General features: G+C 60.5%; 24 protein-coding genes. 8 read left to right on the top strand and 16 right to left on the bottom strand.

Features of this window, described 5'->3' with window-relative positions; translation table 11 throughout:
• The first annotated feature begins 119 nt into the window (after positions 1 to 119).
• Positions 120 to 1,067, top strand: a complete 948-nt coding sequence (locus tag AC1DQM_RS24555) for a S66 peptidase family protein (protein WP_477746982.1) — start codon at positions 120 to 122, stop codon at positions 1,065 to 1,067.
• Between the two features lie 93 nt (positions 1,068 to 1,160).
• Here the strand turns inward: AC1DQM_RS24555 and AC1DQM_RS24550 are convergent, their stop codons facing one another.
• The 5 genes from AC1DQM_RS24550 to leuS form a co-directional block, all read right to left on the bottom strand.
• On the bottom strand, positions 1,161 to 2,483 hold the full coding sequence (locus AC1DQM_RS24550; RefSeq protein WP_258612714.1) for a lytic murein transglycosylase: 1,323 nt from the start codon (positions 2,481 to 2,483) through the stop codon (positions 1,161 to 1,163).
• A 62-nt stretch (positions 2,484 to 2,545) separates the two neighbouring features.
• Positions 2,546 to 2,710 (bottom strand): alternative ribosome rescue factor ArfA, encoded by a 165-nt coding sequence (gene arfA, locus AC1DQM_RS24545; protein ID WP_477746981.1) that lies wholly within the window; start codon positions 2,708 to 2,710, stop codon positions 2,546 to 2,548.
• Positions 2,711 to 2,928: 218 nt separating this feature from the next.
• A complete protein-coding gene (holA, locus tag AC1DQM_RS24540; RefSeq protein ID WP_477746980.1) occupies positions 2,929 to 3,966 on the bottom strand; it encodes a DNA polymerase III subunit delta in 1,038 nt (345 codons plus the stop codon).
• A 39-nt stretch (positions 3,967 to 4,005) separates the two neighbouring features.
• Positions 4,006 to 4,611, bottom strand: coding sequence for an LPS-assembly lipoprotein LptE (locus AC1DQM_RS24535; RefSeq protein ID WP_477746979.1), 606 nt, complete (start codon positions 4,609 to 4,611; stop codon positions 4,006 to 4,008).
• A gap of 90 nt (positions 4,612 to 4,701) precedes the next feature.
• Positions 4,702 to 7,308, bottom strand: coding sequence for a leucine--tRNA ligase (leuS, locus tag AC1DQM_RS24530; protein ID WP_019581340.1), 2,607 nt, complete (start codon positions 7,306 to 7,308; stop codon positions 4,702 to 4,704).
• Between the two features lie 280 nt (positions 7,309 to 7,588).
• On the opposite strand from leuS, the gene AC1DQM_RS24525 reads away from it, so the two are divergent.
• The gene (locus AC1DQM_RS24525; RefSeq protein ID WP_019650894.1) at positions 7,589 to 7,909 is read left to right on the top strand and encodes a hypothetical protein; all 321 of its coding nucleotides are present in this window, start codon (positions 7,589 to 7,591) and stop codon (positions 7,907 to 7,909) included.
• Between the two features lie 106 nt (positions 7,910 to 8,015).
• Positions 8,016 to 8,795: a YdcF family protein gene (locus tag AC1DQM_RS24520; protein WP_019581338.1), complete on the top strand. Its 780-nt coding sequence runs from the start codon at positions 8,016 to 8,018 to the stop codon at positions 8,793 to 8,795.
• A gap of 38 nt (positions 8,796 to 8,833) precedes the next feature.
• Here AC1DQM_RS24520 and lnt read toward each other — a convergent pair whose 3' ends face one another.
• The 5 genes from lnt to miaB all read right to left on the bottom strand — a co-directional run bounded on the left by lnt (position 8,834) and on the right by miaB (position 14,265).
• The gene (gene lnt, locus AC1DQM_RS24515; protein ID WP_477746978.1) at positions 8,834 to 10,357 is read right to left on the bottom strand and encodes an apolipoprotein N-acyltransferase; all 1,524 of its coding nucleotides are present in this window, start codon (positions 10,355 to 10,357) and stop codon (positions 8,834 to 8,836) included.
• A 14-nt stretch (positions 10,358 to 10,371) separates the two neighbouring features.
• Positions 10,372 to 11,211: an HlyC/CorC family transporter gene (locus tag AC1DQM_RS24510; RefSeq protein WP_007909641.1), complete on the bottom strand. Its 840-nt coding sequence runs from the start codon at positions 11,209 to 11,211 to the stop codon at positions 10,372 to 10,374.
• A gap of 5 nt (positions 11,212 to 11,216) precedes the next feature.
• Positions 11,217 to 11,711 carry an rRNA maturation RNase YbeY gene (gene ybeY / locus AC1DQM_RS24505; protein ID WP_018925765.1) on the bottom strand — a complete coding sequence of 165 codons (495 nt, stop codon included), beginning with the start codon at positions 11,709 to 11,711 and terminating at the stop codon, positions 11,217 to 11,219.
• Positions 11,704 to 12,708, bottom strand: a complete 1,005-nt coding sequence (locus tag AC1DQM_RS24500; RefSeq protein WP_019020889.1) for a PhoH family protein — start codon at positions 12,706 to 12,708, stop codon at positions 11,704 to 11,706. The genes ybeY and AC1DQM_RS24500 overlap by 8 nt, the downstream gene beginning before the upstream one ends.
• Positions 12,709 to 12,936: 228 nt before the next feature.
• Positions 12,937 to 14,265: a tRNA (N6-isopentenyl adenosine(37)-C2)-methylthiotransferase MiaB gene (miaB, locus tag AC1DQM_RS24495; RefSeq protein ID WP_477746977.1), complete on the bottom strand. Its 1,329-nt coding sequence runs from the start codon at positions 14,263 to 14,265 to the stop codon at positions 12,937 to 12,939.
• A gap of 134 nt (positions 14,266 to 14,399) precedes the next feature.
• Here miaB and AC1DQM_RS24490 point away from each other — a divergent pair, with 134 nt between their 5' ends.
• Positions 14,400 to 14,729: a DUF1820 family protein gene (locus tag AC1DQM_RS24490; RefSeq protein ID WP_003185742.1), complete on the top strand. Its 330-nt coding sequence runs from the start codon at positions 14,400 to 14,402 to the stop codon at positions 14,727 to 14,729.
• Positions 14,730 to 14,908: 179 nt separating this feature from the next.
• Here AC1DQM_RS24490 and AC1DQM_RS24485 read toward each other — a convergent pair whose 3' ends face one another.
• From AC1DQM_RS24485 to AC1DQM_RS24470, 4 genes are all read right to left on the bottom strand, one after another.
• The gene (locus AC1DQM_RS24485) at positions 14,909 to 15,463 is read right to left on the bottom strand and encodes a tetratricopeptide repeat protein (RefSeq protein WP_018925768.1); all 555 of its coding nucleotides are present in this window, start codon (positions 15,461 to 15,463) and stop codon (positions 14,909 to 14,911) included.
• 224 nt (positions 15,464 to 15,687) lie between these two features.
• The gene (gene hemL, locus AC1DQM_RS24480; protein ID WP_018925769.1) at positions 15,688 to 16,971 is read right to left on the bottom strand and encodes a glutamate-1-semialdehyde 2,1-aminomutase; all 1,284 of its coding nucleotides are present in this window, start codon (positions 16,969 to 16,971) and stop codon (positions 15,688 to 15,690) included.
• A 16-nt stretch (positions 16,972 to 16,987) separates the two neighbouring features.
• Positions 16,988 to 17,611: a thiamine phosphate synthase gene (gene thiE / locus AC1DQM_RS24475; RefSeq protein WP_018925770.1), complete on the bottom strand. Its 624-nt coding sequence runs from the start codon at positions 17,609 to 17,611 to the stop codon at positions 16,988 to 16,990.
• Between the two features lie 32 nt (positions 17,612 to 17,643).
• The gene (locus tag AC1DQM_RS24470) at positions 17,644 to 18,441 is read right to left on the bottom strand and encodes a hydroxymethylpyrimidine/phosphomethylpyrimidine kinase (RefSeq protein ID WP_019581334.1); all 798 of its coding nucleotides are present in this window, start codon (positions 18,439 to 18,441) and stop codon (positions 17,644 to 17,646) included.
• A gap of 427 nt (positions 18,442 to 18,868) precedes the next feature.
• Between AC1DQM_RS24470 and AC1DQM_RS24465 the strand changes: the two genes are divergently transcribed.
• From AC1DQM_RS24465 to AC1DQM_RS24450, 4 genes are all read left to right on the top strand, one after another.
• Positions 18,869 to 21,250, top strand: coding sequence for a hybrid sensor histidine kinase/response regulator (locus tag AC1DQM_RS24465; protein ID WP_477746976.1), 2,382 nt, complete (start codon positions 18,869 to 18,871; stop codon positions 21,248 to 21,250).
• Between the two features lie 73 nt (positions 21,251 to 21,323).
• Positions 21,324 to 22,973, top strand: a complete 1,650-nt coding sequence (locus tag AC1DQM_RS24460; protein WP_477746975.1) for an acyl-CoA dehydrogenase family protein — start codon at positions 21,324 to 21,326, stop codon at positions 22,971 to 22,973.
• A 118-nt stretch (positions 22,974 to 23,091) separates the two neighbouring features.
• Positions 23,092 to 24,591, top strand: a complete 1,500-nt coding sequence (gene amn, locus AC1DQM_RS24455; RefSeq protein ID WP_477746974.1) for an AMP nucleosidase — start codon at positions 23,092 to 23,094, stop codon at positions 24,589 to 24,591.
• A 146-nt stretch (positions 24,592 to 24,737) separates the two neighbouring features.
• Positions 24,738 to 25,304 carry a pseudouridine synthase gene (locus AC1DQM_RS24450; protein WP_167331180.1) on the top strand — a complete coding sequence of 189 codons (567 nt, stop codon included), beginning with the start codon at positions 24,738 to 24,740 and terminating at the stop codon, positions 25,302 to 25,304.
• On the opposite strand, the gene AC1DQM_RS24445 is transcribed toward AC1DQM_RS24450, so the two are convergent.
• Positions 25,299 to 25,508: a DUF2788 domain-containing protein gene (locus tag AC1DQM_RS24445; protein WP_007937369.1), complete on the bottom strand. Its 210-nt coding sequence runs from the start codon at positions 25,506 to 25,508 to the stop codon at positions 25,299 to 25,301. The genes AC1DQM_RS24450 and AC1DQM_RS24445 overlap by 6 nt on opposite strands.
• A gap of 234 nt (positions 25,509 to 25,742) precedes the next feature.
• Positions 25,743 to 26,222 carry an Lrp/AsnC family transcriptional regulator gene (locus tag AC1DQM_RS24440; protein ID WP_007937367.1) on the bottom strand — a complete coding sequence of 160 codons (480 nt, stop codon included), beginning with the start codon at positions 26,220 to 26,222 and terminating at the stop codon, positions 25,743 to 25,745.
• Positions 26,223 to 26,384 lie beyond the last annotated feature (162 nt).

The following is a 26,384-nucleotide window of genomic DNA, read 5'->3' as shown; positions in this document are numbered from 1 at the left end:
TGGCGGTGCCCACATCCTCTGCAGGCTTTTCCTGCAAGCCGTGGTGCGACTGACCCTCTTTTGTTTATTCCCGTTCCTGACTACTGTGTGCTGAAGCATTCACACAGGGAGAATCATGGATGACTGCTCGACCGACCCACACCCTTTGTCCTCACGTCCCTGTTCCGGCCTTGCCGCCTGCAGGGCTGATCGGCGTCATTGCGCCTGCCGGCCCCGCTGCCCTGGACACCGGTAAAGCGATTGCCTGGATGCGCGCTCGCGGCTATTCGCTGCGAGTGTTCCCCGGTGTTTACGAGAAAGACGGCTACCTGGCCGGCAGCGACGATGTGCGGCTCAATGACTTGCACGCGGCATTTACCGACAGCGAGGTCGACGCCATCATCTGTTTGCGTGGCGGTTACGGTACGCCGCGTTTGCTCGATCGGATCGATTTCGAGTTACTGCGCAACAATGCCAAACCGTTCATCGGCTATAGCGATATCACTGCACTGCATCTGGCAATCAGCCGTTATGCGGGGTTCGTGACGTTTCACGGCCCGATGCTCAATGCTGACCTGCTGGGTGACAAGCAGAAACCCACCGAGTCCTCGTTTTTCAACATGTTGCGCGGGCAAGTGACGGCGGACAGCGTGCTGGCGCACCCTGTGGCCTACCCGTTGACGACCGTCTCGCCAGGCATTGCTCACGGGCGTTTGCTGGGGGGCAATCTGTCGATGATCGCCGCGACCATGGGCACGCCTTACGAGATCGACGCCGAGGGCGCCATCCTGTTCATCGAAGACATCAACGAGCCGCTTTATCGCATTGATCGGCTGCTGACCCACTTGCGTCTGGCCGGCACGCTGCACAAGTTGCGCGGGGTTCTGGTGGGGGATGTGGCGGGCGTGGACACAATCGCGCTGGAGGGCTTGCTCAAGCAGACCTTCGCGTCGTTGCGCATACCCGTGCTGGCGGGGTGGCGCAGCGGGCATTGCGATCCGAACCTGACGTTGCCGATGGGGGCACTGGTCAGGCTGGATGCGGGGAGCAAGACGTTGGTGTTGGAGCAGGATGTGGTGATCAAGTAACAACACATCGCAAAAAAGATCGCAGCCTTCGGCAGTTCCTGCAGGTGTACACAAAACCCTGTAGGAGCTGTCGAAGGCTGCGATCTTTTGCTTTTAGCGGTTACGCAAACCTTCGAGCAACTTGTGCGTAGGGTACCCATCCGCCGGCCAGCCAAACGACTGCTGCGCGCTGCGGATTGCTTTACGGGTATTGGCGCCGATGATGCCGTCGGGGGTGCCGGCGTCATAGTTCCGGGCGCTCAGCAGGGTTTGCAGCTCGATTCGCTCGGTACGGCTCAGCGGCAAGTCATCTTTTGGCCATAGACCGTTGATCAGGCCACCGCCATTGAAACGCTCAGACAACAGGCTCACGCCCAAGGCGTAGGACGACGAGTTGTTGTACTTGAGGATTGCGCGGAAGTTATCGAAGATCAGGAATGCCGGGCCGCGATAGCCTGCCGGCAGGAGCAGGGCGGCCGACAGGTGTTCGGAACCGGCCGGAACCTGGGCACCATTGGGCAGGGTGACCCCCAGTTGCTGCCACTCGGCGACGCTTTTGCGAATCGCGCCATCGGCCAGGACGTAATTGAAGCTGCTCGGCAGTTGGACTTCGAAGCCCCACGGCTGGCCTTTCTGCCAGCCGGAGCTTTGCAGGTAGTGCGCGGTCGAGGCCAGTGCATCAGCGGCGCTGTTCCAGATGTCACGGCGGCCATCGCCGTCGAAGTCTACGGCGTGGGTGTTGTAGGTGGTCGGGATGAACTGGGTCTGGCCCATGGCGCCCGCCCAGGAGCCGAGCATTTTCTCGGGTTCAATATCACCCTGTTGCAGGATTTGCAGGGCAGCGATCAGCTGCGCATGAGCAAAGCCTGGGCGTCGACCTTCATAGGCCAGGGTTGCCAGGGAGTTGATCACAGACTTGTTGCCCTGGAACTGACCGAAATTACTCTCCATGCCCCACACCGCGACCAGTGCCTGACGGTCGACGCCATAGCGCTGTTCGATGCTTTGCAGGATATCGGCGTACTGGCTGACCAGTGCCTGACCTTTGCGTACCCGTAGCGGCGACAGCGCGCCATCGAGGTATTCCCACACCGGACGAGTAAATTCCGGCTGGCTGCGGTCGGCACGGATCACGCTGGCGTCCAAGCTGACATTGGCAAAGGCACGGTCGAACAGGTCGGCGCGAATGCCGGCGGCGAGGGCGTCTTTGCGAAAACCCGACTGCCATTCGGCAAAGGTCTGGGTGGGCTGGATGTCGAGATCCTCACCGGTCGGAACCACCGGCGGAACGACCGCGGGGGCCGTGGCAACGGCTTGGGTTTGAAGCGGCTGGGCGTCGGCGGCGGTGGGTTTTTCCGCGCAGGCGACAAGCAGAACGAGGCTGGAGGCAGCTATCAATTGGCGAAGGTGCCAACGACGGGAAAGACAAAGGGGCATGCACAGGTCCAGAGGATACGAATCAGGTGCAGACCTTAACATGTTGAGCGATGGCTTGCCTTTCAGGCTGCCAGAAAGTAAGAAGTCTCCCAGCTATTAGACTGGAAGGCTTCGCGGCGGTAGCTGCCTTTGCCCTTGCCGGCTCGTTCCTGACGGCTGCGGAACAGTGGCTGGGCGATGATGGATTTGGCCTTGTTGGGGCCATGCTTGGATGGCTTTTTACTCATGATGATTTCTCGCAAGTGAGTGGATTTTGCGGGACAAATCATCGGCCGAAGTTGGGGTTCTGTCTAGTCCCCAGGATGTGTAGGAAATGATGACCTGTGGCGAGGGAGCTTGCTCCCGTTCGGCTGCGGAGCAGTCGTAAAACCGTTTCGGGGTCGCTTCGCAACCCAGCGGGAGCAAGCTCCCTCGCCACAGAGGTTGGTGCAGGCTGGAAAACAGGTTATTCGGCAGGCAACGACAATCTCTGCCCAGCCATCAACAACGTCAACCGGCTCAAACTCATCCAGGGTGAACCCGCTGCCTGGCCTTTGATCTGCGCGTCGATGCGCTGTGCTTCAAGCAGCAATTGCGCCCAGCGTTGTGCCGAGTAGCGTTGCAGTGCCTTGCTAATCAGTGGTTTGCGCTTGTCCCAGACCGGCGGTCGGGCCTGGCTGAAGGCTTTGTCCAGCGGCACGCCCTGGCTGTATTGCAGCGACAGGTTGGCCAGCAGGCGCAGTTCACGGGCCAGCGCCCAGAGAATCACCGGCGGTTCGACGCCTTCGCCGCGCAGCCCTTCGAGCATGCGCAGGGCATGAGCGGCTTCGCCGTTGAGGATCGCGTCGGTCAAGCCGAAGACGTCGAAGCGCGCGCTGTCGGCCACCGCCGCTTGCACGGTTTCGACGGTGATCTGACCACCTTCGGCCATCAGCTTGAGCTTTTCGATTTCCTGGGCGGCAGCCAGCAAGTTGCCTTCGACCCGAGCGGCGATCAGTTCGACGGCGTCCTGGCTGGCGGAAAGCCCGGCCTGGGACAGTCGTTGACGAATCCAGCTCGGCAACTGGTTGGTGTCCACGGGCCAGATTTGCACGAACTGGGTCTGCGGACCTTCGACCAGCGCCTTGCCCCACTTGGTTTTCTGCGCACTGCCATCAAGCTTGGGCAGGCTGATCAGCAGTAGCGTGTCTTCTGCCGGGTGCGAGCAGTACTCGATGAGCGCGGCGGCGCCTTTGTCACCAGGTTTGCCGGAGGGCAGGCGCAGTTCCAGAAGACGTTTTTCGGCGAACAGCGACATGCTTGCACCAGCCTGCAGCAGCGTACCCCAGTCGAAACTGGCGTCGGCGGCGAAGACCTGGCGTTCATCGAAACCTTGTTGGCGAGCAGCGGCGCGAATGACGTCGGCGGCTTCCTGGCACAGCAGTGGGTCATCGCCACTGATGATGTAGACCGGCGCAAGAGCGCCTTGCAGGTGTTTACCGAGTTGGGCGGGGGCGAGTTTCATAAGAGGAGGCGAACGGGGCGCCTGAGCGCCCCGTAAGTCTTATTGCTGCGGCAGTTCGACAGGCGACTGACGCGGAGTCTCCGCTTCAGCCTTCTGCGCTGCTTCCAGCGCGGCGGCTTCAGCCTTGGCCCGGGCGTCGGCGGTCTGTTGCAGCTGCTCCAACTGAGTCGGAGTGAGCTGTTGCAGACGCAGCATCATGCGTTGAACCAGTTCACGACGAGTCTCGCGGCGGGCATCGTTGGCTTCCTGGTCGGAACCTACCAGGTTGTTGCCATCGTGGATGAACACCTTCTGCACTTCAAGCTTGTCGCTCAGCAGTGGCAGGCCACCTTGACTACGGATGTCGTAATTGAGCACGGTGTTCACCTGGTACTCGCCAGTACGGCCGGCACCGGCATAGCTGAGGATGCGCTGGCTTTCCTGCTCATCGGTCAGCACCAGTTTGTAAGGTGCGCCGCTGTAGACCCGGACGCCGCTGCTTTCCAGTACCTGACGCAATTGTGTCACGGTTTCGCCGTAGGCATTGCGGGCACTCAGGTCGAGTTCCTTGATCGCCAGTTCGGTGGTGTCGGTGCCACGCAGGTGGAAACCGCAGGCGCTCAGCAGGACTGCAAGGCCCATCACCAGCAAATTGCGTTTGATCATCTTGTTGCTCCCCTTGAAACCATGTGGGCCGGTCAAGCGGCCCGAAAGGTTTTACTCGGCGCCAGGCTCACCTGGCGCCCGATCCAATTTTTAGCTGGCGACGATATTGACCAGTTTCCCGGGCACTACGATCACTTTGCGAATAGTCAGGCCATCGACGAAGCGCAGGACGTTTTCGTTGGCCCGTGCGGCGGCTTCGACTTCTTCGCGGCTGGCGCTGGCTGGCATTTCGATGTGGCCGCGCAGCTTGCCATTCACTTGAATGACCAGTTGCAGGCTGTCCTGTACCAGCGCGCTTTCGTCCAGCACCGGCCAACCGGCGTCGATCACCGGGTCGGCGTGGCCCAGGCGATGCCACAGCTCATGGCTGATGTGCGGGGTGATCGGGGCCAGCAGCAGAGTCACGGTTTCCAGGCCTTCGTGAATCAGCGCGCGATCCTGTTCGGTGCCTTGCGGGGCTTTTTCCAGCACGTTCATCAGCGTCATCACCTGGGCGATGGCGGTGTTGAATTTGTGATTCTGGCCGACGTCGTGGCTGGCCTGCTTGATGGCCTGGTGGATCGAACGGCGAATGGCTTTCTGCTCGTCGTTCAGGCTGGCGACGTCCAGTTTGCCCGGCAGGCCCTGAGTGACGTGCGCTTGAGCCAGGCGCCAAACGCGCTTGAGGAAGCGGTGCGAACCTTCAACTCCGGAGTCGGACCATTCCGCGCTCATGTCAGGTGGCGAGGCGAACATCATGAACAGGCGGCAGGTGTCTGCGCCGAACTGGTCAATCATCGACTGTGGGTCGACGCCGTTGTTCTTCGACTTGGCCATCTTCTCGGTGCCGCCGATTTCCACCGGCAGACCGTCGGCGATCAGCTTGGCGCTAATGACCTTGGCCTTGCTGTCGCGTTCGAGTTCGACGTCCGCCGGGTTGAACCAGGTGTAGGCACCGTTGGCTTCACGACGGTAGTAAGTCTCGGCGATCACCATGCCCTGGGTCAGCAGGTTCTTGAACGGCTCGTTGGAGCTCACCAGGCCTTCATCGCGCATCAGCTTGTGGAAGAAGCGCGCGTAGAGCAGGTGAAGAATCGCGTGTTCGATACCGCCGATGTACTGATCCACCGGCAACCAGTGGTCGGCCGCCGATTTTTCTACCAGGCCACCTTCAAAGTGCGGCGAGGCGTAACGGGCGTAGTACCACGAGGACTCGACGAAGGTGTCCATGGTGTCGGTTTCACGCTTGGCCGGTGCACCGCATTTCGGGCAAGCGCACTCGTAGAACTCGGGCATGCGTGCCAGCGGCGAACCAGCGCCGTCCGGTACCACGTCTTCCGGCAACACCACGGGCAGTTGATCTTCCGGGACCGGTACATCACCGCAAGTATCGCAGTGGATGATCGGGATCGGGCAGCCCCAGTAGCGTTGACGGCTGATGCCCCAGTCGCGCAGGCGGAACTGGGTGCGCGAGGCGCCGAGGTTTTTCTTGATCAGTGCGACTTCGATAGCGTCGAAAGCGCCTGCGAAGTCGAGGCCATCGAACTCGCCGGAATTGATCAGCGTGCCGTACTCGCCGTAAGCGTCCTGCCACGGGGCAGGATTGGTGTCACCGGCACTTGTGCGCACCACCGATTTGATCGGCAGGTTGTACTTGTGGGCGAACTCGAAATCACGCTCGTCGTGCGCCGGAACTGCCATGACCGCGCCATCGCCGTAGTGCATCAGCACGTAGTTGGCGACCCATACCGGGAGTTTCTCACCGGTCAGCGGGTGCTCGACGAACAGCGAGGTCGGCAGGCCTTTTTTCTCTTGAGTGGCGACGTCGGCTTCAGCAACGCTGCCGCCCTTGCATTCAGCGATGAACGCTTGCAGTTCAGGGTTGTTCTGCGCCGCCAGGGCAGCCAGAGGGTGTTCGGCGGCCACGGCAACGTAGGTCGCGCCCATCAGGGTATCCGGACGGGTGGTGAAGACTTTCAACGCGCCGGCTTCACCGATGGAAGCGACGTCGTACGGGAACTGCACTTCCATGCCGCGGGATTTGCCGATCCAGTTGCGCTGCATGGTCTTGACCTGTTCAGGCCAGCCAGTCAGTTCGTCGAGGCTCTCCAGCAGCTCATCCGCGTAAGCGGTGATCTTGAAGTAGTACATCGGGATTTCGCGCTTTTCAATCAGTGCGCCGGAACGCCAGCCGCGACCGTCGATCACTTGCTCGTTGGCCAGAACAGTCTGGTCGACCGGGTCCCAGTTCACAGTGCCGCTTTTTTTGTAAATCACGCCTTTTTCGAACAGGCGAGTGAACAGCCATTGTTCCCAGCGGTAGTAATCGGGCTTGCAGGTGGTCACTTCGCGCGACCAGTCCACCGCCAGGCCCAGGCTGCGCAGTTGGCTTTTCATGTAAGCGATGTTTTCGTAGGTCCACTTGGCGGGCGCTACGTTGTTCTTCATCGCGGCGTTTTCCGCCGGCATGCCGAAGGCGTCCCAACCCATGGGTTGCAGGACGTTCTTGCCTTGCATGCGCTGGTAGCGGGAGATCACGTCGCCGATGGTGTAGTTGCGCACGTGCCCCATGTGTAGCTTGCCGCTGGGGTAAGGGAACATCGACAGGCAGTAGAAAGTCTCCTTGCCTGGCTGTTCACTGACTTCAAAGGACTTTTGCTCGTCCCAGAACGACTGGGCGGCGGCTTCGATTTCACGGGGCTGATATTGTTCGTGCATGGCTACTTTTGAACTGAATAGGGGTGGCCTAATCCTCTTCAATGCAACGCTGGACGGTGATGACGCCAAATCGGCGTTTCGCTGCCCAGCCGAGCTGGAAGTGGAGTTACAGGAAGCGCCGTAGCATACATGACGGCACTCTACCGAGGGAAACCCTGATTACACGCAAGGGCGCGGTCAATTCCCGCCCCAAGGGCCGTTGGTCGCGGCGCTCAGCCGGTTTTTTCAGCGAAGCTAAGCTCTAAAAGGGGAGTGAGTCTTATCTTCAATGAGGTGATGGATGGTTGATTCACAGCAAAAAGCTACAAAACCGGAGTTGTACGAAAGACTGATCGACCGTCTCGCAATGGCCCTGGACGCGGCCAAAACCGCTGGACGGCTTCGCGACGAGCGTCCCCTGGAGCTGGAACTGCGTGGTTTGACCCCCGCAGAGTTTGAGCTGGTCAAGGCCTATCTGGACCGCAGTGAACGTGAAACGCACGGATGCTTGTCAGCAGCAATGAAGCAACTCGAGGCACCACGTACGGCCAAGATCCTCTGGCTCAAGGATAAGACACCCGGCGGAGGCGCGGTAAAGGTCCGGTCTCTGCAGTTCAAGTAAGGACACTTGAAACCATCGCATATGGTTTTTTGAAATAAAGTCCTTCCGCATTTGTTGTCGCATTGCGTTAACCCACTTAGGCTTCGGGCATCTATGGAGATGCCCGATGCCTTTTCGTTATTTCATTAAACAACTTCTATTGCCGCCCGGCGTTCTTTTGCTGTTACTGGTACTCGCCTGGTGGTGGCGCCGCTCAAGGCCGAGGCTGGCGGGAGCGTGCTTCGTTATGGGGGTGGGCGGCTTCTGGTTGATGAGCCTGCCAGTCATGGTGGAGTGGACTGCCAGGGTTCTGGAGCGCGAGCCGCCGCTCGTGCGCGAGGAATGGGCCACCCTGGGCCAGCGCGCCGACGCGATCGTGGTGCTGGGTTCCGGGCGTGAGCGTGGCGACCTGGCCTGGGGTGTCGACCAGCCCACCGGCGTAGGACTTGGGCGCGAGCGTTATGCCGCGCGTCTGGCCAAGGCCTCCGGCTTGCCGATTCTGGCCAGCGGCGGCCTGCATTACGGGACACCGCCGACTGAAGCGCAGCTGATGGCGGATTCGTTGCTCGATGATTTTGGCGTGACGGTACGCTGGCAGGAAGGGCGCAGCCGCACAACCTGGGAAAACGCGCAGTTCAGCGCCCAGGTATTGTTGCCGCAGGGGATCAAACGGGTGGTGGTCGTGACTCAGGCGTGGCATATGCCGCGGGCGGTCTGGAGCTTTGAGCAGGCCGGATTTGAGGTGGTGCCGGCGCCGGTGGGGTTTTTAGGCGTGGACAATGCGCGGCCGCTGGGTGGCTGGATGCCGGAATTCAAATCGATCTGGCAATCGGGGCAGTTGATGAATGAGCTCGTGGGGCAGGTCGGGTATTGGATGTTCTATCGAGGCGAGCCTGTTGAGGAGTGATCATTCCCACGCCAGTGCATGGGAATGATCCTGCCGGGTTAAACGGTCTTCGCCATCCGGTTGGCCATCAACGCCCAGCCAAACAACAGCAAGCAAATGATGATCAACGGCCACGAGCGCCATTGCAGATACGGCGTCAGGTTATGCATTGGCACTACTTCGCCGTACAGAATACCGCGTTCGAACTGCGGGATCCGGGCAGTGATCTGACCAAACGGGTTGATCAGGCCGGTCACACCGTTGTTGGTGGCGCGGATCATCCAGCGGCCGGCCTCAAGGGCCCGCATCTGCGCCATCTGCAAGTGTTGCAATGGGCCGATCGAGGTGCCGAACCAGGTGTCGTTGCTGATGGTCAGCAGCAAATCGCTGCGGGCGGCGAGGCCGGCGGCGAATTCCGGGTAGACCACTTCGTAGCAGATGTACGGCGCAATCTGGTAGCCCTTGGCCTGTAGCAGCGGTTGATCGGCCGGTCCACGGGCAAAGTCGGACATCGGCAGGTCGAAGAACGCGATCAGGCCGCGCAAGACTTCCTGCAACGGAACGTATTCGCCGAATGGCACCAGTTTCTGCTTCAGGTAAGTGCCATCGCCTTCACCGACAACGGTAATGCCGTTGAAGTAGCGCTTTTCGTGATGGACTTCCTGTCGAATCGGTACACCGGTAATCAGCGCGGACTTACGCTCTGCAGCGAAGCTGCCCATCATGTCCAGATAGCCCTCGACGGACTCCTTGAGTACCGGGACCGCCGTTTCCGGCCAGATCAGCAAGTCGACGGGTTTGGAGCTGAAACTCATGTCGCGGTACAGCGCCAGCTGCGCGTTGATCTGCGACGGGTCCCATTTCATGCTTTGTTCGATGTTGCCCTGAATCGCCGCGACGCTCAACGGCGCACCCGAAGGGCTGGTCCAGGCGTGTTCCTTGAGCGCCAGGCCGATCACCCACGGGCCGGCCAGCAGCAACACGCCAGCGGCAATAAAGCCCTTGCGAGCGGTGCGAATCAGGCGCGGTGCGTTGTAGATCAGCGCGGCGGTCAGGGCCAGTGCGAATGAAATCAGCCACATTCCGCCGACCGGTGCGAGACCGGCCAATGGGCCGTCGAGCTGGCTGTAACCGGAATAGAGCCATGGGAAACCGGTGAGGAACCAGCCGCGAAAGGCTTCCTGACCCACCCACAGCGCCGCAAACGCCAGGGCATCGGCCAGCGGCGCTTCGTTACGGCGCAGCCAGCGCGCCCAAATCCAGGCGGGCAAGGCGAAGAACCAGGCAATCGCTGCGGTGAAGAGCAGCATCAAGAACCCGGCCAGCAGTACAGATGCGCCGCCGAAGTTGTGAATGCTGTAGTAGATCCAGCTGGTTCCGCCGGCAAACAGGCCGAAACCGAAACACCAGCCACGGCCCAGGGCCTGACGGGGGCTCAGCTCGCGCAAGCCGGCGTAAAAGAAACCGACCGCCAGCAATGCCAGCGGCCAGATATCGAATGGCGCCAAGGCCAGGGTGGTGAGTGCACCGGCCGCCACGGCCAGCAGGTTACCGGGCCAGCCGGGGCGGGTCATCCAGCGCATTTCAATCCTTAGAGTTACCGAGCTATAGGTGTCAGACGCAGCAAATGAATCCGACGGCTGTCGGCGTTCAGGATGCGGAAGCGATAGGCGCCGATTTCGGTGATTTCGTTGCGTTTTGGCAAGTGCCCGAACGCGCTCATCACCAGTCCGCCGACGGTGTCGAATTCGTCGTCGGAGAATTCGCTGTCAAAGAACTCATTGAAGTTCTCGATCGGCGTCAGGGCCTTGATCAGGAAGTCACCGCTGGGCAGCGGCTTGATGTAGCTGTCTTCTTCGACGTCATGCTCGTCTTCGATGTCACCGACGATCTGTTCGAGCACGTCTTCGATGGTCACCAGACCGGCCACGCCGCCGTATTCGTCAATGACGATGGCCATGTGGTTATGGTTGGCGCGGAATTCGCGCAGCAGCACATTCAGGCGCTTGGACTCGGGCACGAAGGTGGCCGGGCGTAGCAGGTCCTTGATGTTGAAGCTGTCACCGTTCTCCTTGAGGATCAACGGCAGCAAGTCCTTGGCCAGCAACACGCCCATCACGTCATCATGGCTTTCGCCGATCACCGGGTAGCGGGAGTGGGCCGAGTCGACCACGGCGGGCAGGAACTCGCGAGGTGTCTGGGTCGCCTTGATGCTGATCATCTGCGAGCGCGGGACCATGATGTCCCGTACTTGCAGGTCTGCAACCTGGATGGCGCCTTCGACGATGGCCAGCGCTTCGCTGTCCAGCAACTTGTTTTGGTGTGCATCGCGCAGCAGCTCCAGCAGCTCCTGGCGGTTTTTCGGCTCGTGGGCAAAAGCCTGGGTGAGCTTACCCAGCCAAGACTTCTGCCCGTTGCTCGATCGATCTTCGCTCATAGCGATTACTCTGAATCCTTTGTTGTAACGATAGGGGATGTGTCTGTTTCGTCGTCCGCATAAGGGTCCGGATGACCCAGTTCTGCAAGCAACGTTCGTTCCAGTGCTTCCATTTCTTCGGCTTCGTCGTCATCTATATGGTCGTAACCAAGCAGATGCAAGCAGCCGTGAATGACCAGATGCGCCCAATGGGCGTTGAGTGCCTTGCCTTGTTCGGCGGCTTCGCGCTCGACCACGGCCACGCAGATCACCAGATCGCCCAGTAACGGGATATCCAGCAACTCGTCCGGCACATCGGCAGGAAATGACAGCACGTTGGTGGCGTAATCCTTCTGCCGCCAGGTGTGATTCAGTTCGCGGCCTTCTTCTTCGTCGACCAGACGAATGGTCAGCTCGGAGTCGGCGGTGCGCTGGCGCAAGGCCAGTTCGCACCATTTCCGGAACTCGGCTTCACTCGGGGCAGGTGCGTCGCTGGCCAGTTGCAGATCAAGCTCAAGCATCGTGCGGGGTGTCCTTTGGCGCGGCATCGGCAGCGCGATTTTCGAAGCGCTCGTACGCCTCGACGATGCGTTGCACCAGCGGATGGCGCACCACGTCCTTGGGCTGGAAGTGGGTGAAGCTGATGCCCGGAACGTCCTTGAGCACTTCGATCACATGATGCAGCCCGGACTTGGTGCCGCGTGGCAGGTCGACCTGGGTGATGTCACCGGTGATGACCGCCGTGGAGCCAAAGCCGATCCGGGTCAGGAACATCTTCATCTGTTCGACGGTGGTGTTCTGGCTTTCGTCGAGGATGATGAAGCTGTTGTTCAGCGTGCGGCCGCGCATGTAGGCCAGTGGCGCGACTTCAATCACCTGACGCTCGATTAGCTTGGCGACATATTCGAAGCCGAGCATTTCGTAGAGCGCGTCGTAGAGCGGGCGCAGGTACGGGTCGATTTTTTGCGACAGGTCGCCGGGCAGGAAGCCGAGTTTTTCACCCGCTTCAACTGCCGGACGCACCAACAGGATGCGACGAATCTGCTCGCGTTCCAGTGCGTCTACCGCGCAGGCAACAGCCAGATAGGTCTTGCCGGTACCGGCCGGGCCGATGCCGAAATTGATGTCGTTACCGAGGATTTCTTTCACGTAGCGCAGTTGATTCAAGCCGCGAGGGCGAATCATGCCTTTTTTGGTGCGCAAGGCGACGGACGGTTCGGCGGGGGAGTGGTTGTCCAGTTCCTCGACGGCCGATTCCTGCAGGAACAGGTGAACCATGTCCGGCGACAGCTCGGTACCCTTGGTTTCCCGGTACAAGCGACGCAGGAGGTTTTCCGCGGAGGTGGTGTGCTTGGGCTCGCCGATCAGTTCGAACTGGTTTCCGCGGTTGCGGATCTCGATGGTCAGGCGCTGTTCGATCAAGCGCAGATGCTCATCGAATTGCCCGCACAAATTGGCGAAGCGGCGAGCTTCAAAAGGCTCGAGGATGAAACGATGTGGTTCTATGGGTGCGTTCAAGGTCGTATTTAGCCGCCCTGGGGCAATATTGATAAATAAAGGATAACGCCAGTCGCCTGGGTGCGAAAGCTCTTAAATAAGATGCCGGAATCTGACACCTGAACTGTGGCGAGGGGGCTTGCCCCCGTTCGGCTGCGAAGCAGTCGCAAAGTATTGGGGACCGCTTCGCGATCCAACGGGGGCAAGCCCCCTCGCCACAAAAGCCCGGCTCCCGCAGGAGGCGAGGTGTTATTGGATCAGCGAACCCCGCAGCGAGTGTGGTTGCGCGGCGTCGATGTGCACGTCGGCGAACTGGCCGATCAGGGTCGGATTGTCGCAGCGGAAGTTGACGATACGGTTATTCTCGGTGCGCCCCTGCAGTTCGCCAGGGTCTTTTTTCGAATAATCGGTAACCAGAATCCGCTGAATGGAGCCCACCATTTGTCGGCTGATCTCAAACCCTTGCTGGTTCAGGCGATGTTGCAGGGCATTCAGGCGTTCTTTTTTCAGTTCTTCCGGCGTTTCGTCGGCCAGGTCGGCGGCCGGGGTGCCCGGGCGTTGGCTGTAGACGAACGAGTAGGAGAAGTCGAAACCGACGTCTTCGATCAGCTTCATGGTCTGTTCGAAGTCTTTTTCGGTCTCGCCCGGGAAGCCGACGATAAAGTCCGAACTGATGCAGATCCCCGGCACGGCGGCCCGCAGTTTGCGCAGTTTGGACTTGTACTCCAGCGCGGTGTGGTTGCGCTTCATCGTCGCGAGGATTCGGTCGGAGCCCGATTGCACCGGCAAGTGCAGGTGTTTTACCAGTTCCGGTACGTCGGCGTGGGCCTGGATCAGGCTGTCGGAGAACTCCAGCGGGTGCGAAGTGGTGTAGCGAATCCGGTCGATGCCATCGACGGCGGCGACCACCCGGATCAATTCCGCCAGGTCGGCCAGGCGACCGTCGTGAGTGGTCCCGCGATAGCCGTTGACGTTTTGCCCCAACAGAGTCACTTCGCGCACGCCGTTTTCGGCCAGGTGGATGATCTCGGCAATCACATCGTCGAACGGCCGGCTGACTTCTTCACCGCGGGTATAAGGCACCACGCAGAAGGTGCAGTACTTGCTGCAGCCTTCCATGACCGACACGTAAGCGCTCGGCCCATCGATGCGCGGTTCGGGCAAGTGGTCGAATTTTTCGATTTCCGGGAACGAGACGTCGACTTGCGGCAGTTTGGTAGCGCGCGCGGCGTCGATCATTTCCGGCAGGCGGTGCAGGGTCTGCGGGCCGAACACCACGTCGACATACGGAGCGCGATCACGGATGGCCGCGCCTTCCTGGCTGGCCACGCAACCGCCGACGGCGATGACCATTTCCGGATTGGCCAGTTTCAGTTCGCGCCAGCGGCCGAGCTGGGAATACACCCGGTCCTGGGCGCGTTCACGGATCGAGCAGGTATTGAGCAGGATCACGTCGGCGTCTTCAGCGCGGGCGGTGACTTCCAGGGCCTGATGTTCACCCAACAGATCGACCATGCGCGAGCTGTCGTACTCGTTCATCTGGCAACCGTGGGTTTCGATGTAAAGCTTCTTGGCCATGGAAAGATTCATCACGTGATTCAAAGAACCGCGCATTATAGGGAACATGTCCCAAGGTTCCTACCGCTGCGCGTCCGGTGGCTATGCTATAGTTCGCGCCCTCATTTTTATCCCCGATGTGTTACCCGCCCACCATGACCAAACGTGAAGCTCCAATCTACAAGGTGATTTTCCTTAATCAGGGCCAGGTGTTCGAAATGTACGCCAAGCAGATCTATCAAAGTGATCTGTGGGGCTTCCTGGAAGTGGAAGAGTTCGTCTTTGGCGAGCGCACGCAAGTGGTCGTCGATCCGAGCGAAGAAAAGCTCAAGGCTCAGTTCGAAGGCGTTGTGCGCAGTTTTGTGCCGATGCATTCGATCGTGCGCATCGACGAGGTCGAGCGCCTCGGCACGCCGAAAATCAGCGAAGCCCGCGGCGCGGTCGGTAATGTCATGCCGTTTCCGATGCCGATGCCTGAGAAGTAAGCAGCAGGTTGATTGGCTGAAGGAGCTTGTTGTGGCGAGGGGGCTTGCCCCCGTTGGGCTGCGAAGCGGCCCTGAGATCAGCCACCTCTATCTTCCAGGCAAGCCGCGTGTGCTGACTTTACGACTGCTTCGCAGCCGAACGGGGGCAAGCCCCCTCGCCACAGGGGGGCGTGTTCAATTCAGGGAAGTGGTGAAAACGGCGTACGCCCGTCGGCGCTCTGCAATTCCATCAGGTATTTACGGAAAATTTGCCCCAGCACCTGGGTAGCAACTTCCAGGTCTTCGCGGGGCATTTTTTCGGCGACTTCGTCGGCGGTGTCCAGCGCGTCTTCGGCGCCGTTGACCGCAGCCATTTTCAGCACGATATACGCCTGAATGTTATTGGCCGGTACACCTTCGCCATGGAAGAACATGGTGCCGAGTTTGAATTGCGCCTGGGCATGACCTTGCAGCGAGGCCTTTTCGAAGTAGCTCAGGGCTTTATTGAGGTCGCGCGGCACGTTCTTGCCTTCGTAGTAGAACTCACCCAACTCGTATTGCGCTTGCGCATCCCCTTCATCCGACGCTTTCTGGCAGGCGGCGAGCGCTTGCGTCAGGTCTTGCGGCTGAGTATTGAGGGTGCAGCGACCCATCGCCGGGATCAACAACGAGTTGCCGCCTGCTTGTGCGAGCGCGAGCAGGGGCTGAAGGAGCAACAGGCAGCCCAATGCAAGGGTGCGGCCGGTGCGGTTCATGGGAATCGACTTACCTCTGAGGGGCGCGCGGACCCGTCGAGGGATCCAATAAGCGCGCATTATGAAATAAGCAGGGCCAACCTTACAAAGTCTTTACTCGTTTTTCTGCTGCGCGGGGACTATATCACCCACTTTGCGGGGGATTATTGGCAGCTGAGCAGGAAAAAGGGAGCGGATGTAGGTGAAAGCTGACGCTGGCAATCGCCAACGTCAGCGTCGCAGATTTACTTCAGTGCGGCGAAGGCACGTTCGGCGGCATCCAGCGTCAGTTTCAACTCGGTTTCGCCGTGGGCGATCGAGGTGAAGCCGGCTTCGAAGGCGCTCGGCGCCAGGTACACGCCGCCTTCGAGCATCAGATGGAAGAAGCGCCCGAACAGGTTCGCATCGCTGGCCATCACGTCATCGAAGGTGACGATGTCGTCGGCGCCGCTGAAGTACAGACCGAACATGCCGCCGGCCTGAGTGGTCACGAACGGAATGCCAGCGGCATCGGCGCGCTGTTGCAGGCCATCGAGCAGGCGGCTGGTGTAGTCGCTCAGTTCGGCGTGGAAACCCGGACGACTGATCAGACGCAGCGTGGTCAGGCCAGCCGCCATCGCCAGCGGGTTACCCGACAACGTACCGGCCTGGTAGACCGGGCCCAGTGGCGCGATGTGTTCCATGATTTTGCGTTTGCCGCCGAAGCAGCCCACGGGCATGCCGCCACCGATGATCTTGCCGAAGGTGCTCAGGTCCGGTGTTACGCCGTAATAGGCTTGGGCACCGCCGAGGGCGACACGGAAACCGGTCATCACTTCGTCGAAAATCAGCACCACGCCATGCTTGTCGCACAGGGTCCGCAGGCCTTCGAGGAAACCCGGTGCCGGCGGTACGCAGTTCATGTTGCCGGCCACCGGTTCGACGATGATGCAGGCCACGTCCTGGCCGACTTCGGCGAGCATGGCTTCTACTGCGTCGATGTCGTTGAACGGCAGGGTCAGGGTGTGTTTGGCGAACGCCGCCGGTACACCGGCCGAGCTCGGTACGCCTTGGGTCAGGGCGCCGGAACCGGCCTTGACCAGCAGGCTGTCGGAGTGACCATGGTAGCAGCCTTCGAATTTGATGATGCTGTCGCGACCGGTGAAACCACGGGCCAGACGGATCGCACTCATGGTCGCTTCGGTGCCGGAGCTGACCATGCGCACCATTTCCATCGATGGCACGATCGAGCAGACCAGGTCGGCCATCTCGGTTTCCATCGCGGTCGGGGCGCCGTAGGACAAGCCGTGCTCAAGCTGTTTGCGCACCGCATCCAGCACGTCCGGGTGGCTGTGGCCGAGAATCATCGGGCCCCAGGAACCGACGTAATCCACATAGCGCTTGTCGTCTTCGTCGGTGACGTAGGCGCCTTCGGCGTGTTTGAAGAACAACGGCGTGCCGCCAACGCTCTTGAACGCACGAACAGGCGAGTTCACGCCTCCGGGGATGTGTTTCTGGGCATTGGCAAACAGGGTTTCGGAACGAGACATTATTTGGCTCTCAAAATCAGGATTTGAACAATTCGTTAAAGGCGCGGGCGCGACGCGTCACTTCAGCCGTGCTCTCGGCGCCGAACAGGCCATGCACCACCGCCAGCAGATCGACCCCGTGGGCCACCAGCGGGGCGGCGTTGTCCAGGGTGATGCCGCCGATCGCACAGATCGGCAGGTGCAGTTTGCTGCGGGCCTGATCAAGCAAGTCGAGGCTGCATGTCGGGGCGCCAGGCTTGGTGTTGGAATTGAAGAAGCGGCCGAAGGCGACGTAACTGGCGCCTTCCTTGGCGGCTTGTTCGGCGAGTTCGAGTTGCGCGTGGCAGGTCGAGCCGATGATCGCCTGACGCCCGAGCAGTGCTCGCACCGGCATCAGTGGGCCATCAGTCTGGCCCAGGTGCACGCCGACATTCAGTCGCGCGGCCAGTTCGGCGTCGTCGTTGATGATCAGCTGGGTCTTGTAGCGATCGCACAGATCGCGCAGGGCTTCGGCCTCGCGCAGGCGGCGGGCCTCGTCGCTGCTTTTGTCGCGGTATTGCAGCAGGGTGACGCCGCCTTCGAGCGCCGCCTCCACGTACGAAAGAAATTTACCGGCCAGTAGCTGGCTGTCGGTAATGGCGTACAGGCCACGTAGTTTCATCGGACAAGCCTCTGCGCTTTACGCATCGAAAGTTACGAACAGAAATCCAGCGGCAGGCGGCGGGGCACGAACTGGCCTTTGCCCAGCTGTTCCGCATCTCGCAGGGTGCGCCAAGTGTAGTCAAGCGCGCTCTGTACGGCACTGGCGAGGTGTTCACCCTGGGCCAGGCGACCGGCGAGGGCGCTGGCCAGCGTGCAACCGGAACCGTGATAACTGCCGGGCAGGCGCTGGCAGGTAAAGGTTTCGCGGCGACCGTCGCGGCTGTACAGGCGGTTGTGGATTTCGTGTTCGTCGCCATGGCCGCCGGTGATCAGCAGGTGTTTGACGAATGGCAGGAGTTTTTCCGCGCACTCGTCGGCGGTGCCTTCGGGCAGTTCGGCGAGGATGCGGGCTTCAGGAAGGTTAGGGGTGGCGATGATCGACAACGGCAGCAAGCGTTCGCGCATGGCGTAGCCGACTTCGTCCTTGCCCAGTCGTCCGCCACCGCCGGCACGCAACACCGGGTCGCAGACCACTGGCAAATGCGGGTGCGCTGAAAGCAGTTCGACCACGGTGTCGACCATTTCCAGGGAACCGAGCATGCCCAGTTTGACGGCGGCGACTTCGGAGTCGTTGAGCACGGCATTGGCCTGGGCCAGTACCCACTCGCGATCGAGCACGCGGAAGTCAGTGACGTTGACTGTGTCTTGCACGGTCAGGGCGGTGACGGCCGGAGCCGCATGGCAACCCTGGGCAAGCAGGGCTTCGATATCTGCCTGCAAGCCGGCGCCACCACTAGGGTCGTGGCCGGAGAGACAGAGGACAACGGGGCGAGAGCTGTAGATATTCATGGTGCGCGAGCTTACCACCAAACATGTTTTTCGGGTGTTGCGACGTCCAGTCCGGCCGATACATTGTGGCGAGGGGGCTTGCCCCCGTTGGGGTGCGAAGCGCCCCCTTTGCCTTCTGTCTGGAACACCGCGTCGGCAGATTTACGACTGCTTCGCAGCCGAACGGGGGCAAGCCCCCTCGCCACAGGTGTTCATCACTCGCCGGGACATTGTCACATCCTGATCAAGCCAACAGCTCTAGCTCAATACATAGCGCTGGAACGCCCGTGCTAGAGCCTTTTTAGGAAAAAATTCAATGGTGTTCAATGGCCACTAACGGCTATGCTAGAGTGGATCCAAACCAATAACAGGTAATACCGGTTTTACGTCTACTCAAAAGGAATGGGGGGCTTCCTGACAGAACCGGACAGGCCACGCTGGGGCTTAAATGCGCTATTTGCTGATGTTGCTGTTGTGCTTGCCCCTCCTGGCGAGCGCCGTCGAGTTCGACGAGTTCACCCAGAGCCTTCCCCTGGGCCGAACGATGCAGGTTTATGAAGACCCGGGCGGTCAAGCGACCATTGCCGATGTCCGTGCGCAAGCCGCGGCCGGGCACTTCAAACCCCACGATAAAGCCACCCTCAACGCCGGCTATTCGCGTTCGGCGTTCTGGCTGAAAATCGACCTGCAATACCGTCCGACCAATCCGTCGGCGCAACGGACCTGGCTGCTGGAATTGGCCTATCCACCCCTCGATCACCTTGATTTGTACTTGCCCGATGCTGGCGGCGACTATCAATTGGTCCGACAGACGGGCGATGCGTTGCCGTTCGCCACTCGCGAAATTCGTCAGAACAACTATCTGTTCGGTCTGAGCTTTGCGCCCGGGCAGGCGCAAACCGTGTACCTGCGTCTGCAAAGCGAAGGCTCGATCCAGGCGCCCGTCACCTTGTGGTCGAGCACTGCTTACCTTGAAGAGCAGCCGGTGCGGCTTTATGTGCTGGGGCTGATTTACGGCGTGTTGCTGGGGATGCTGGTCTACAACCTGTTCATCTTCCTCAGTGTGCGCGATACCAGTTACCTCTATTACATCGTCTACATCGCCTCGTTCGGCTTGTATCAGCTGTCGGTGAACGGTGCGGCCGTGGAGTATTTCTGGCCGAACAATCCGTGGTGGGCCAATGCCGCGACGCCGTTCTTCATCGGCTGTTCAGGGTTGTTCGGCAGCCAGTTCGCCCGCAGCTTCCTGCGGACGGCCACCCACAGCCGCTGGCTGGACCGTGTGCTATTGGCGCTGATCGCGTTCAGTACGCTGGTGGTCGGGTTATCTCTGATGACCAGTTACGCCCTGGCCCTGCGTCTGGCGACGGCGTTGGCACTGGTCTTTACCGTAGCGATTTTCGCTGCCGGGGTTTTCGCCTGGTGGCGTGGCTTGAGGGTGGCGCGCTACTTCATCATTGCCTGGTCGGCATTTTTGCTCGGTGGCGTCGTCAACACGATGATGGTGTTGGGGTATTTGCCCAACGTGTTCCTCACCATGTACGCCAGCCAGATCGGCTCGGCGCTTGAAGTGGCGTTGCTGTCCCTGGCCCTGGCTGATCGTATCAACGCCATGCGCGAGCATCAGGCACAGACGTTGTTCGACGCCGGCCAGAAGCTTGAGGTGCTGAACCAGCAACTGGCTCACAGCAATAGGCTCAAGGACGAATTCCTCGCCACGTTGACCCACGAACTGCGCACGCCCATGAACGGTGTGATCGGTTCGCTGGAGCTGATGCAGACCGTCGAGATGAACCCAGAGCTGGAGCAGTATCAGCAAACGGCGGCAGGTTCGGCGCGGGACATGATGCGCATGGTCAACGGCATCCTCACCCTGACCGAATTGCAGGCCGGCAAGCTCAAGGTCTATCCGGACACGTTCAGCTTGCGCAGTATGGTCGAGTCTTTGCGCGGGCAGTTCGATGGCAATGCGTCGAGCAAGTCGCTGGACTTCAAGGTCGAGGTAGCACCCGGGTTGCCGGATCGTTTGTTCGGCGACAGCGGCAAGCTGGCGCAATGCCTGGAATGCTTGCTGGACAACGCAATCAAATTCACCCGAGTCGGTGGTCTGGCGCTGCGGGTGACGGGTAAACCGGCGGCGGAGCCCGGTCGGCTGGCGCTGTCTTTTGCGGTGATCGACACCGGCATCGGTTTTACCGATCTGGGGGAGGCGACGCTGTACCAGCGCTTCTTCCAGCTCGACGGCTCGATGACCCGTGAATATGGCGGTCTTGGCGTTGGCCTGGCGATCTGTCGGCAGTTGGTCGAATTGCTCGGGGGGCGCCTGAGCCACCGTTCCGAACCAGGCCGTGGAAGCCGCTTCCAGCTCGACGTCGAGTTCGAGCTGTCGTTGGTGGAGCCTGCTCCCTCGATCACCCGGCAGACCACCGGCCTGCGCTTGCCCCTGGAGTGCACGGTATTGCTGGTCGATGACAACAGCATCAATCAATTGGTGATGCGCGGCATGTTGCTCAAGCTCGGGTTCCGGGTACGCACCGCTGACAATGGCCTTGCTGCGCTCGATCAATTGCAGTGTGAAGTCGTTGACGCGGTAGTGCTCGATTGCCAGTTGCCGCCAGCGGACAGCGCCTCCATCTGCCGCCGGATCCGTGCGTTGCCGGGTTGCGCCGAATTACCCGTGTTCGTGATTGCCCTGAGTGCGGACCGAGTGCACTGCCCGAGCGACACCGTGGTCGACTACCTGAACAAACCGGTGAAATTCGAGGACTTGCAGGCCGCGCTCTATCGACGGGTGCTCTGTTCCGGACAAGGCGAAAGCGCCGACATTTAGGCAGATATGCCACTTTGTTCAGCCTCGGGGCGGTGCTTAACTGAAGCCCTTGGCTGACCAAAGGAGCCCCGTCATGAACCTGCATCAGTTCGCCGAAACCCACGAAGTCACCAACCAGCCACCGTCGCTGGACGGCATCAACCTCTATCGCATCGACCTGCCTTTGCAGGAATGGTCGCGACGGTTCGATGCCGGTTGGGCCGAGTCGCGGATCGACGCTTACGGCGCATTGGCCGGCGGGCCGCTGATGGAGGCCGGGTTTGCGGCCAATCAAAACAAACCCGTGTTCGTCAGCCATGACCGTTACGGCCATCGCATCGACCTGGTGGAGTTTCACCCGGCTTATCACCAGTTGATGCACACGGCGGTGGAGCATGGCCTGACAGGGTTGCCCTGGACCGATCCGCAACCGGGCGCTCATGTGGCTCGCGCGTCCATGACGTATTTGCACAGTCAGGCAGAGGCCGGTAGCGGTTGCCCGTTGACCATGACTTTCGCCAGCGTCCCGGCGATGCGCCTGCAACCGGATCTGGCCCGGCAATGGCTGCCGAAAATCCTCGCCACCGAGTACGACCCGCGCAATGTCGGCATGGCCCATAAGGCCGGAGTCACCATCGGCATGGCGATGACCGAGAAACAGGGCGGCACCGATGTGCGGGCCAACACCACCAAGGCGTTTCCGGTGGGGGGCGGTGGGCCGGGCCAGGCGTATGAACTGGTGGGCCACAAGTGGTTCTGCTCGGCGCCAATGTGTGACGCCTTCCTGACCCTGGCCCAGACCGACAAAGGGCTGACCTGTTTCCTGCTGCCGCGTCATCGTCCGGATGACACGCGCAATCAGTTCTACATACAGCGGCTGAAAAACAAACTCGGCAACTGGTCCAACGCCTCCAGCGAGGTGGAGTTCCGTGGCGCCCTGGCCTGGATGGTCGGCGAAGAGGGCCGGGGCGTTCCGACCATTATCGAAATGGTCGCCATGACCCGTTTCGATTGCATGGTCGGCTCCAGCGCGCTGATGCGCCAGGCCCTGACCCAGGCCAGCCATCACTGCGCCCACCGCAAGGTCGGTGGCAAGTTGCTCAGCGAACAACCCTTGATGCAAAACGTGCTGGCCGACCTGGCCCTGGAAAGCGAAGCCGCCCTGGCGTTGAGCCTGCGCATGGGGCGAGCGCTGGATCATCTGGATGACGACCACGAAGCGAAATTCGCTCGATTGGTGACGGCAGTGGGCAAGTACTGGATCTGCAAACGCGCGCCCGCGATGATCAACGAAGCGGCCGAATGCATGGGCGGCGCCGGTTACGTCGAAGAAAGCATCTTGCCGCGACTGTACCGTGAGGCACCGGTCAACTCGACGTGGGAAGGTTCCGGCAACGTGCAATGTCTCGACGTGTTGCGCGCGTTGTCGAAAGAACCGGGCGTGCTCGATGTGCTGTTCAACGAGTTGGGCGATGGCCATGGCGACAAACGCCTGGCCACACACATCGGCCAGTTGCAGAAGGCGTTCAAGGACACTGACGACATTCAATATCGCGCCCGCCAGCTCACCGAAGATATCGCCTTGGGGCTTCAGGCCAGGCTGTTGCTGGAGGCGGGCAATGCGGCGGTCAGTGATGCGTTCATCGCCAGCCGCCTCGGTTCGGCCGGTCGAGTGTATGGAACGTTGCCGCGGGGGGTGGATGTGGAAGCGATTGTGGCTCGCTCGACCCCGCAGGGCTTCTGAAGGGCGAAAAGATCGCAGCCTTCGGCAGCCTCTTACAGGTGTACGACGACCCTCTGTAGGAGTTGCCGAAGGCTACGATCTTTTTTCACTGTTCCCGTGAAGCGATGATGCAGGCAAGATGAAGGTCTGCAAGTCAGAACACAGGAAGCTGATCGTGACCGAAGCGTTTATTGTCGTTCAAACCGCCGAGCAAGCCGTTGATCGGCTTGCTGTCTTGCACGAGCGTGCAACCACAGCGCTGAATCAAGCGCTCAAGCGTTATCTCAAGGATCGCGTCGAGCCGGACGCTGAACAGCGTGCCCTGTTTCGTTATCCCGAGTTGCGTCTGACCTACCTCTGCCAGGGCGAAGTCCCACAGACCACTCGCGCCTATGCCAAGGTTCAATTGCCGGGGACCTACAGCGTCACCGTCACTCATCCGGCAGCCTTTCGCAAATACCTGCTGGAGCAACTCGTTCCGTTGATGCACGACTTCACCGTGACCGTGGAAGTCGGTGTCAGCCAGCAAAACATTCCTTATCCGTATGTGGTCGAGCAGGGCGATGAACTGGCCGGCTCTGGCGTTACGGCGGCGGTACTGGCGCGGGTGTTCCCGAGTACGGATCTGTCGGCCGCCACCGATGGCATCGCCGACGGCTTGTACGATTGGGAAAACACCGACCCGCTGCCATTGGCCCTGTTCGATGCCGCGCGGGTGGACTTCTCCCTGCGCCGACTGGTGCACTACACCGGCAGCGACTGGCGGCATGTGCAGCCGTGGATTCTGCTGACCAACTACCACCGTTACGTCGACCAGTTCATCGTTCATGGCCTGGAACAACTGCGCAAAGACCCGCGTTTTGTACGCATGGTGTTGCCGGGCAACGTGATCATCGAAAAGGGCATGGACCACAGCGAAGCCTCGGCGATTGCCGCTGGCGTGGTCTGGCATCGTTACCAGATGCCGGCCTATCACCTGATCGCCAGCGACGGCCATGGCGTGACCCTGGTGAACATCGGCGTCGGCCCGTCCAACGCCAAGAACATCACCGACCATTTGGCCGTGCTGCGTCCGCATTGCTGGCTGATGATCGGCCACTGCGGCGGCTTGCGTCAGTCGCAGACCATTGGCGATTACGTGCTGGCACACGCTTACATGCGTCGCGACGGGATTCTCGACCGGGTGGTGCCACCGAACATTCCGATTCCGGCCTTGGCCGAAGTGCAGTTGGCGTTGCAGCAAGCGGCGGCCAACATCACCGGTGAGAAGGGCGACGAACTGAAGAAACGCCTGCGTACCGGCACCGTGTTGACCTACGACGACCGTAACTGGGAGCTGCGCTGGGCGCAGGAGCGTCCGCTGATCAACCTGTCCCGCGCCGTGGCGGTGGACATGGAAAGCGGCACGATTGCGGCCCAGGGATATCGCTTGCGGGTGCCCTATGGCACGTTGCTCTGTGTGTCGGATAAACCGCTGCACAGCGAAATCAAACTGCCGGGGTCGGCCAACGCGTTCTATGAGCGCGCGGTCAGCCAGCACTTGAAGATCGGCATCGAGGCGGTGGATCTGTTGCGCACCGAGCTCAACTCGCTGCACTCACGCAAACTGCGCAGCTTCGACGAGCCGCCGTTCCGCTGATTGTTCTCATGGTCATTTGACGGTTGGGGCACTAGCATTAGCAGCCCTGACCGTTAGATGTTCTTCTCGCCATGTCCCGTCCTCAACGTCCCGTTTCCCGCCGCCCTGGCGTGAAGCCTGTGTCATCTTCTTCCGCCCCGCGCCGTATCGCCAAAGCGCCCCCGGCCGAGCCGAAGCTGATTCTGTTCAACAAACCTTTCGATGTGCTGACGCAATTCAGCGACGGCGAAGGGCGGGCGACGCTCAAGGACTTTATCGAGATTCCGGGGATTTACCCGGCAGGACGGCTGGACCGCGACAGCGAAGGCTTGTTGCTGCTGACCAACGACGGCCAGCTGCAGGCGCGGATTGCCGACCCGAAACACAAACTGGCCAAGACTTACTGGGTGCAAGTGGAAGGCGAGCCAACCGCTGAGCAGTTGCAGCGTTTGCGCGAGGGCGTCGAGCTGAACGATGGTATGACCTTGCCCGCCGAGGCGCGGCAGCTTGATGAGCCTGAGCTGTGGCCGCGCAACCCGCCTGTGCGTTTTCGCAAAAGCGTGCCCACCAGTTGGCTGGAGTTGGTGATTCGCGAGGGGCGCAACCGTCAGGTGCGGCGCATGACCGCGGCGGTCGGCTTGCCGACGTTGCGCCTGGTGCGGGTCAAAATCGGTGACTGGTCGATCGAAGGGCTCGATCAGGGACAGTGGAAGGAAGTGCCGGCGCGTTTATAGCGTGCCGGATTCGATCAGGCCGATGACCACGCTTTTGATCACGAATGCGGCCACACCCAACCCCAGCACAAAGAACAGAATGAACGAGCCGAAGCGTCCGGCTTTGGATTTTTTTGCCAGATCCCAGACGATGAAACCCATGAAAATGATCAGGATGCTGACCAGGCCAGTCATCATCCACTCTTCGAAAACTGCAGGATCCATTGAACATCTCCAGCGCGGGCGGGGCTAAAAAGGCGGGAGGAGTATACGCCAAGGGGGATTGGCGGGGTATTGACCTGCGTCGGATTGTGGCGAGGGGGCTTGCCCCCGTTGGGTTGCGAAGCAGCCCCAAAGCCAGCCCATGAGTTTTACCTGACACACCGCGTTCTTTGATTTTACGACCGCTGCGCGGCCGAACGGGGCGGTGCGGCGTTCCGACAAGCCCCCTCGCCACAATCAGCTGCGCAGGTGGGTTAGAGGCAGTTCAGTGCTGTTAAGCACCTGGTTCAACACAAAACTCGACCGTACACTCGTCACCCCTTCAATCCGGGTCAGATGCCCCAGCAGCAGCTTCTGATAGTGATCCATGTCCGGCACCACCACCTTGAGCTGATAATCCGCGTCCATCCCGGTCACCAGGCTGCATTCCAGCACTTGCGGTAATGTGCGAATGGCGGCTTCGAAGTTCTCGAAACGCTCGGGTGTATGGCGGTCCATGCCGATCAGCACGTAGGCGGTCAGGCTCAGGCCGAGCATCTTGCGGTCCAGCAAGGCGACCTGGCGGGAGATGTAGCCGTCGTCTTCCAGTTGCTTGACCCGCCGCGAGCAAGGCGAAGGCGACAGGCCGATGCGTTCGGCCAGCTCCTGATTGGAGATGCGCGCGTCGCGCTGTAATTCCGCCAAAATACTCAGGTCGTATCGGTCGAGTTTGCTCATCAATCAGGCCTTTGTCATAACTATTGCGGCAGATTATCTATCCTGAGTTAAAAATTGCGCAAGTGATGTTTATTTGAGCAATCTTCGCAATCCTCTGTCGGTGCTCCGGGCCTATTCTTATCACCAGAATCACTGCTCGGACAAACAGTCCAGTGCGGCTCG

The sequence above is a fragment of the Pseudomonas sp. 01L34 genome (assembly GCF_056400265.1).
Note: the sequence above shows the minus strand (reverse complement) of the source record. Positions and strands in the feature narration are given on the sequence as shown.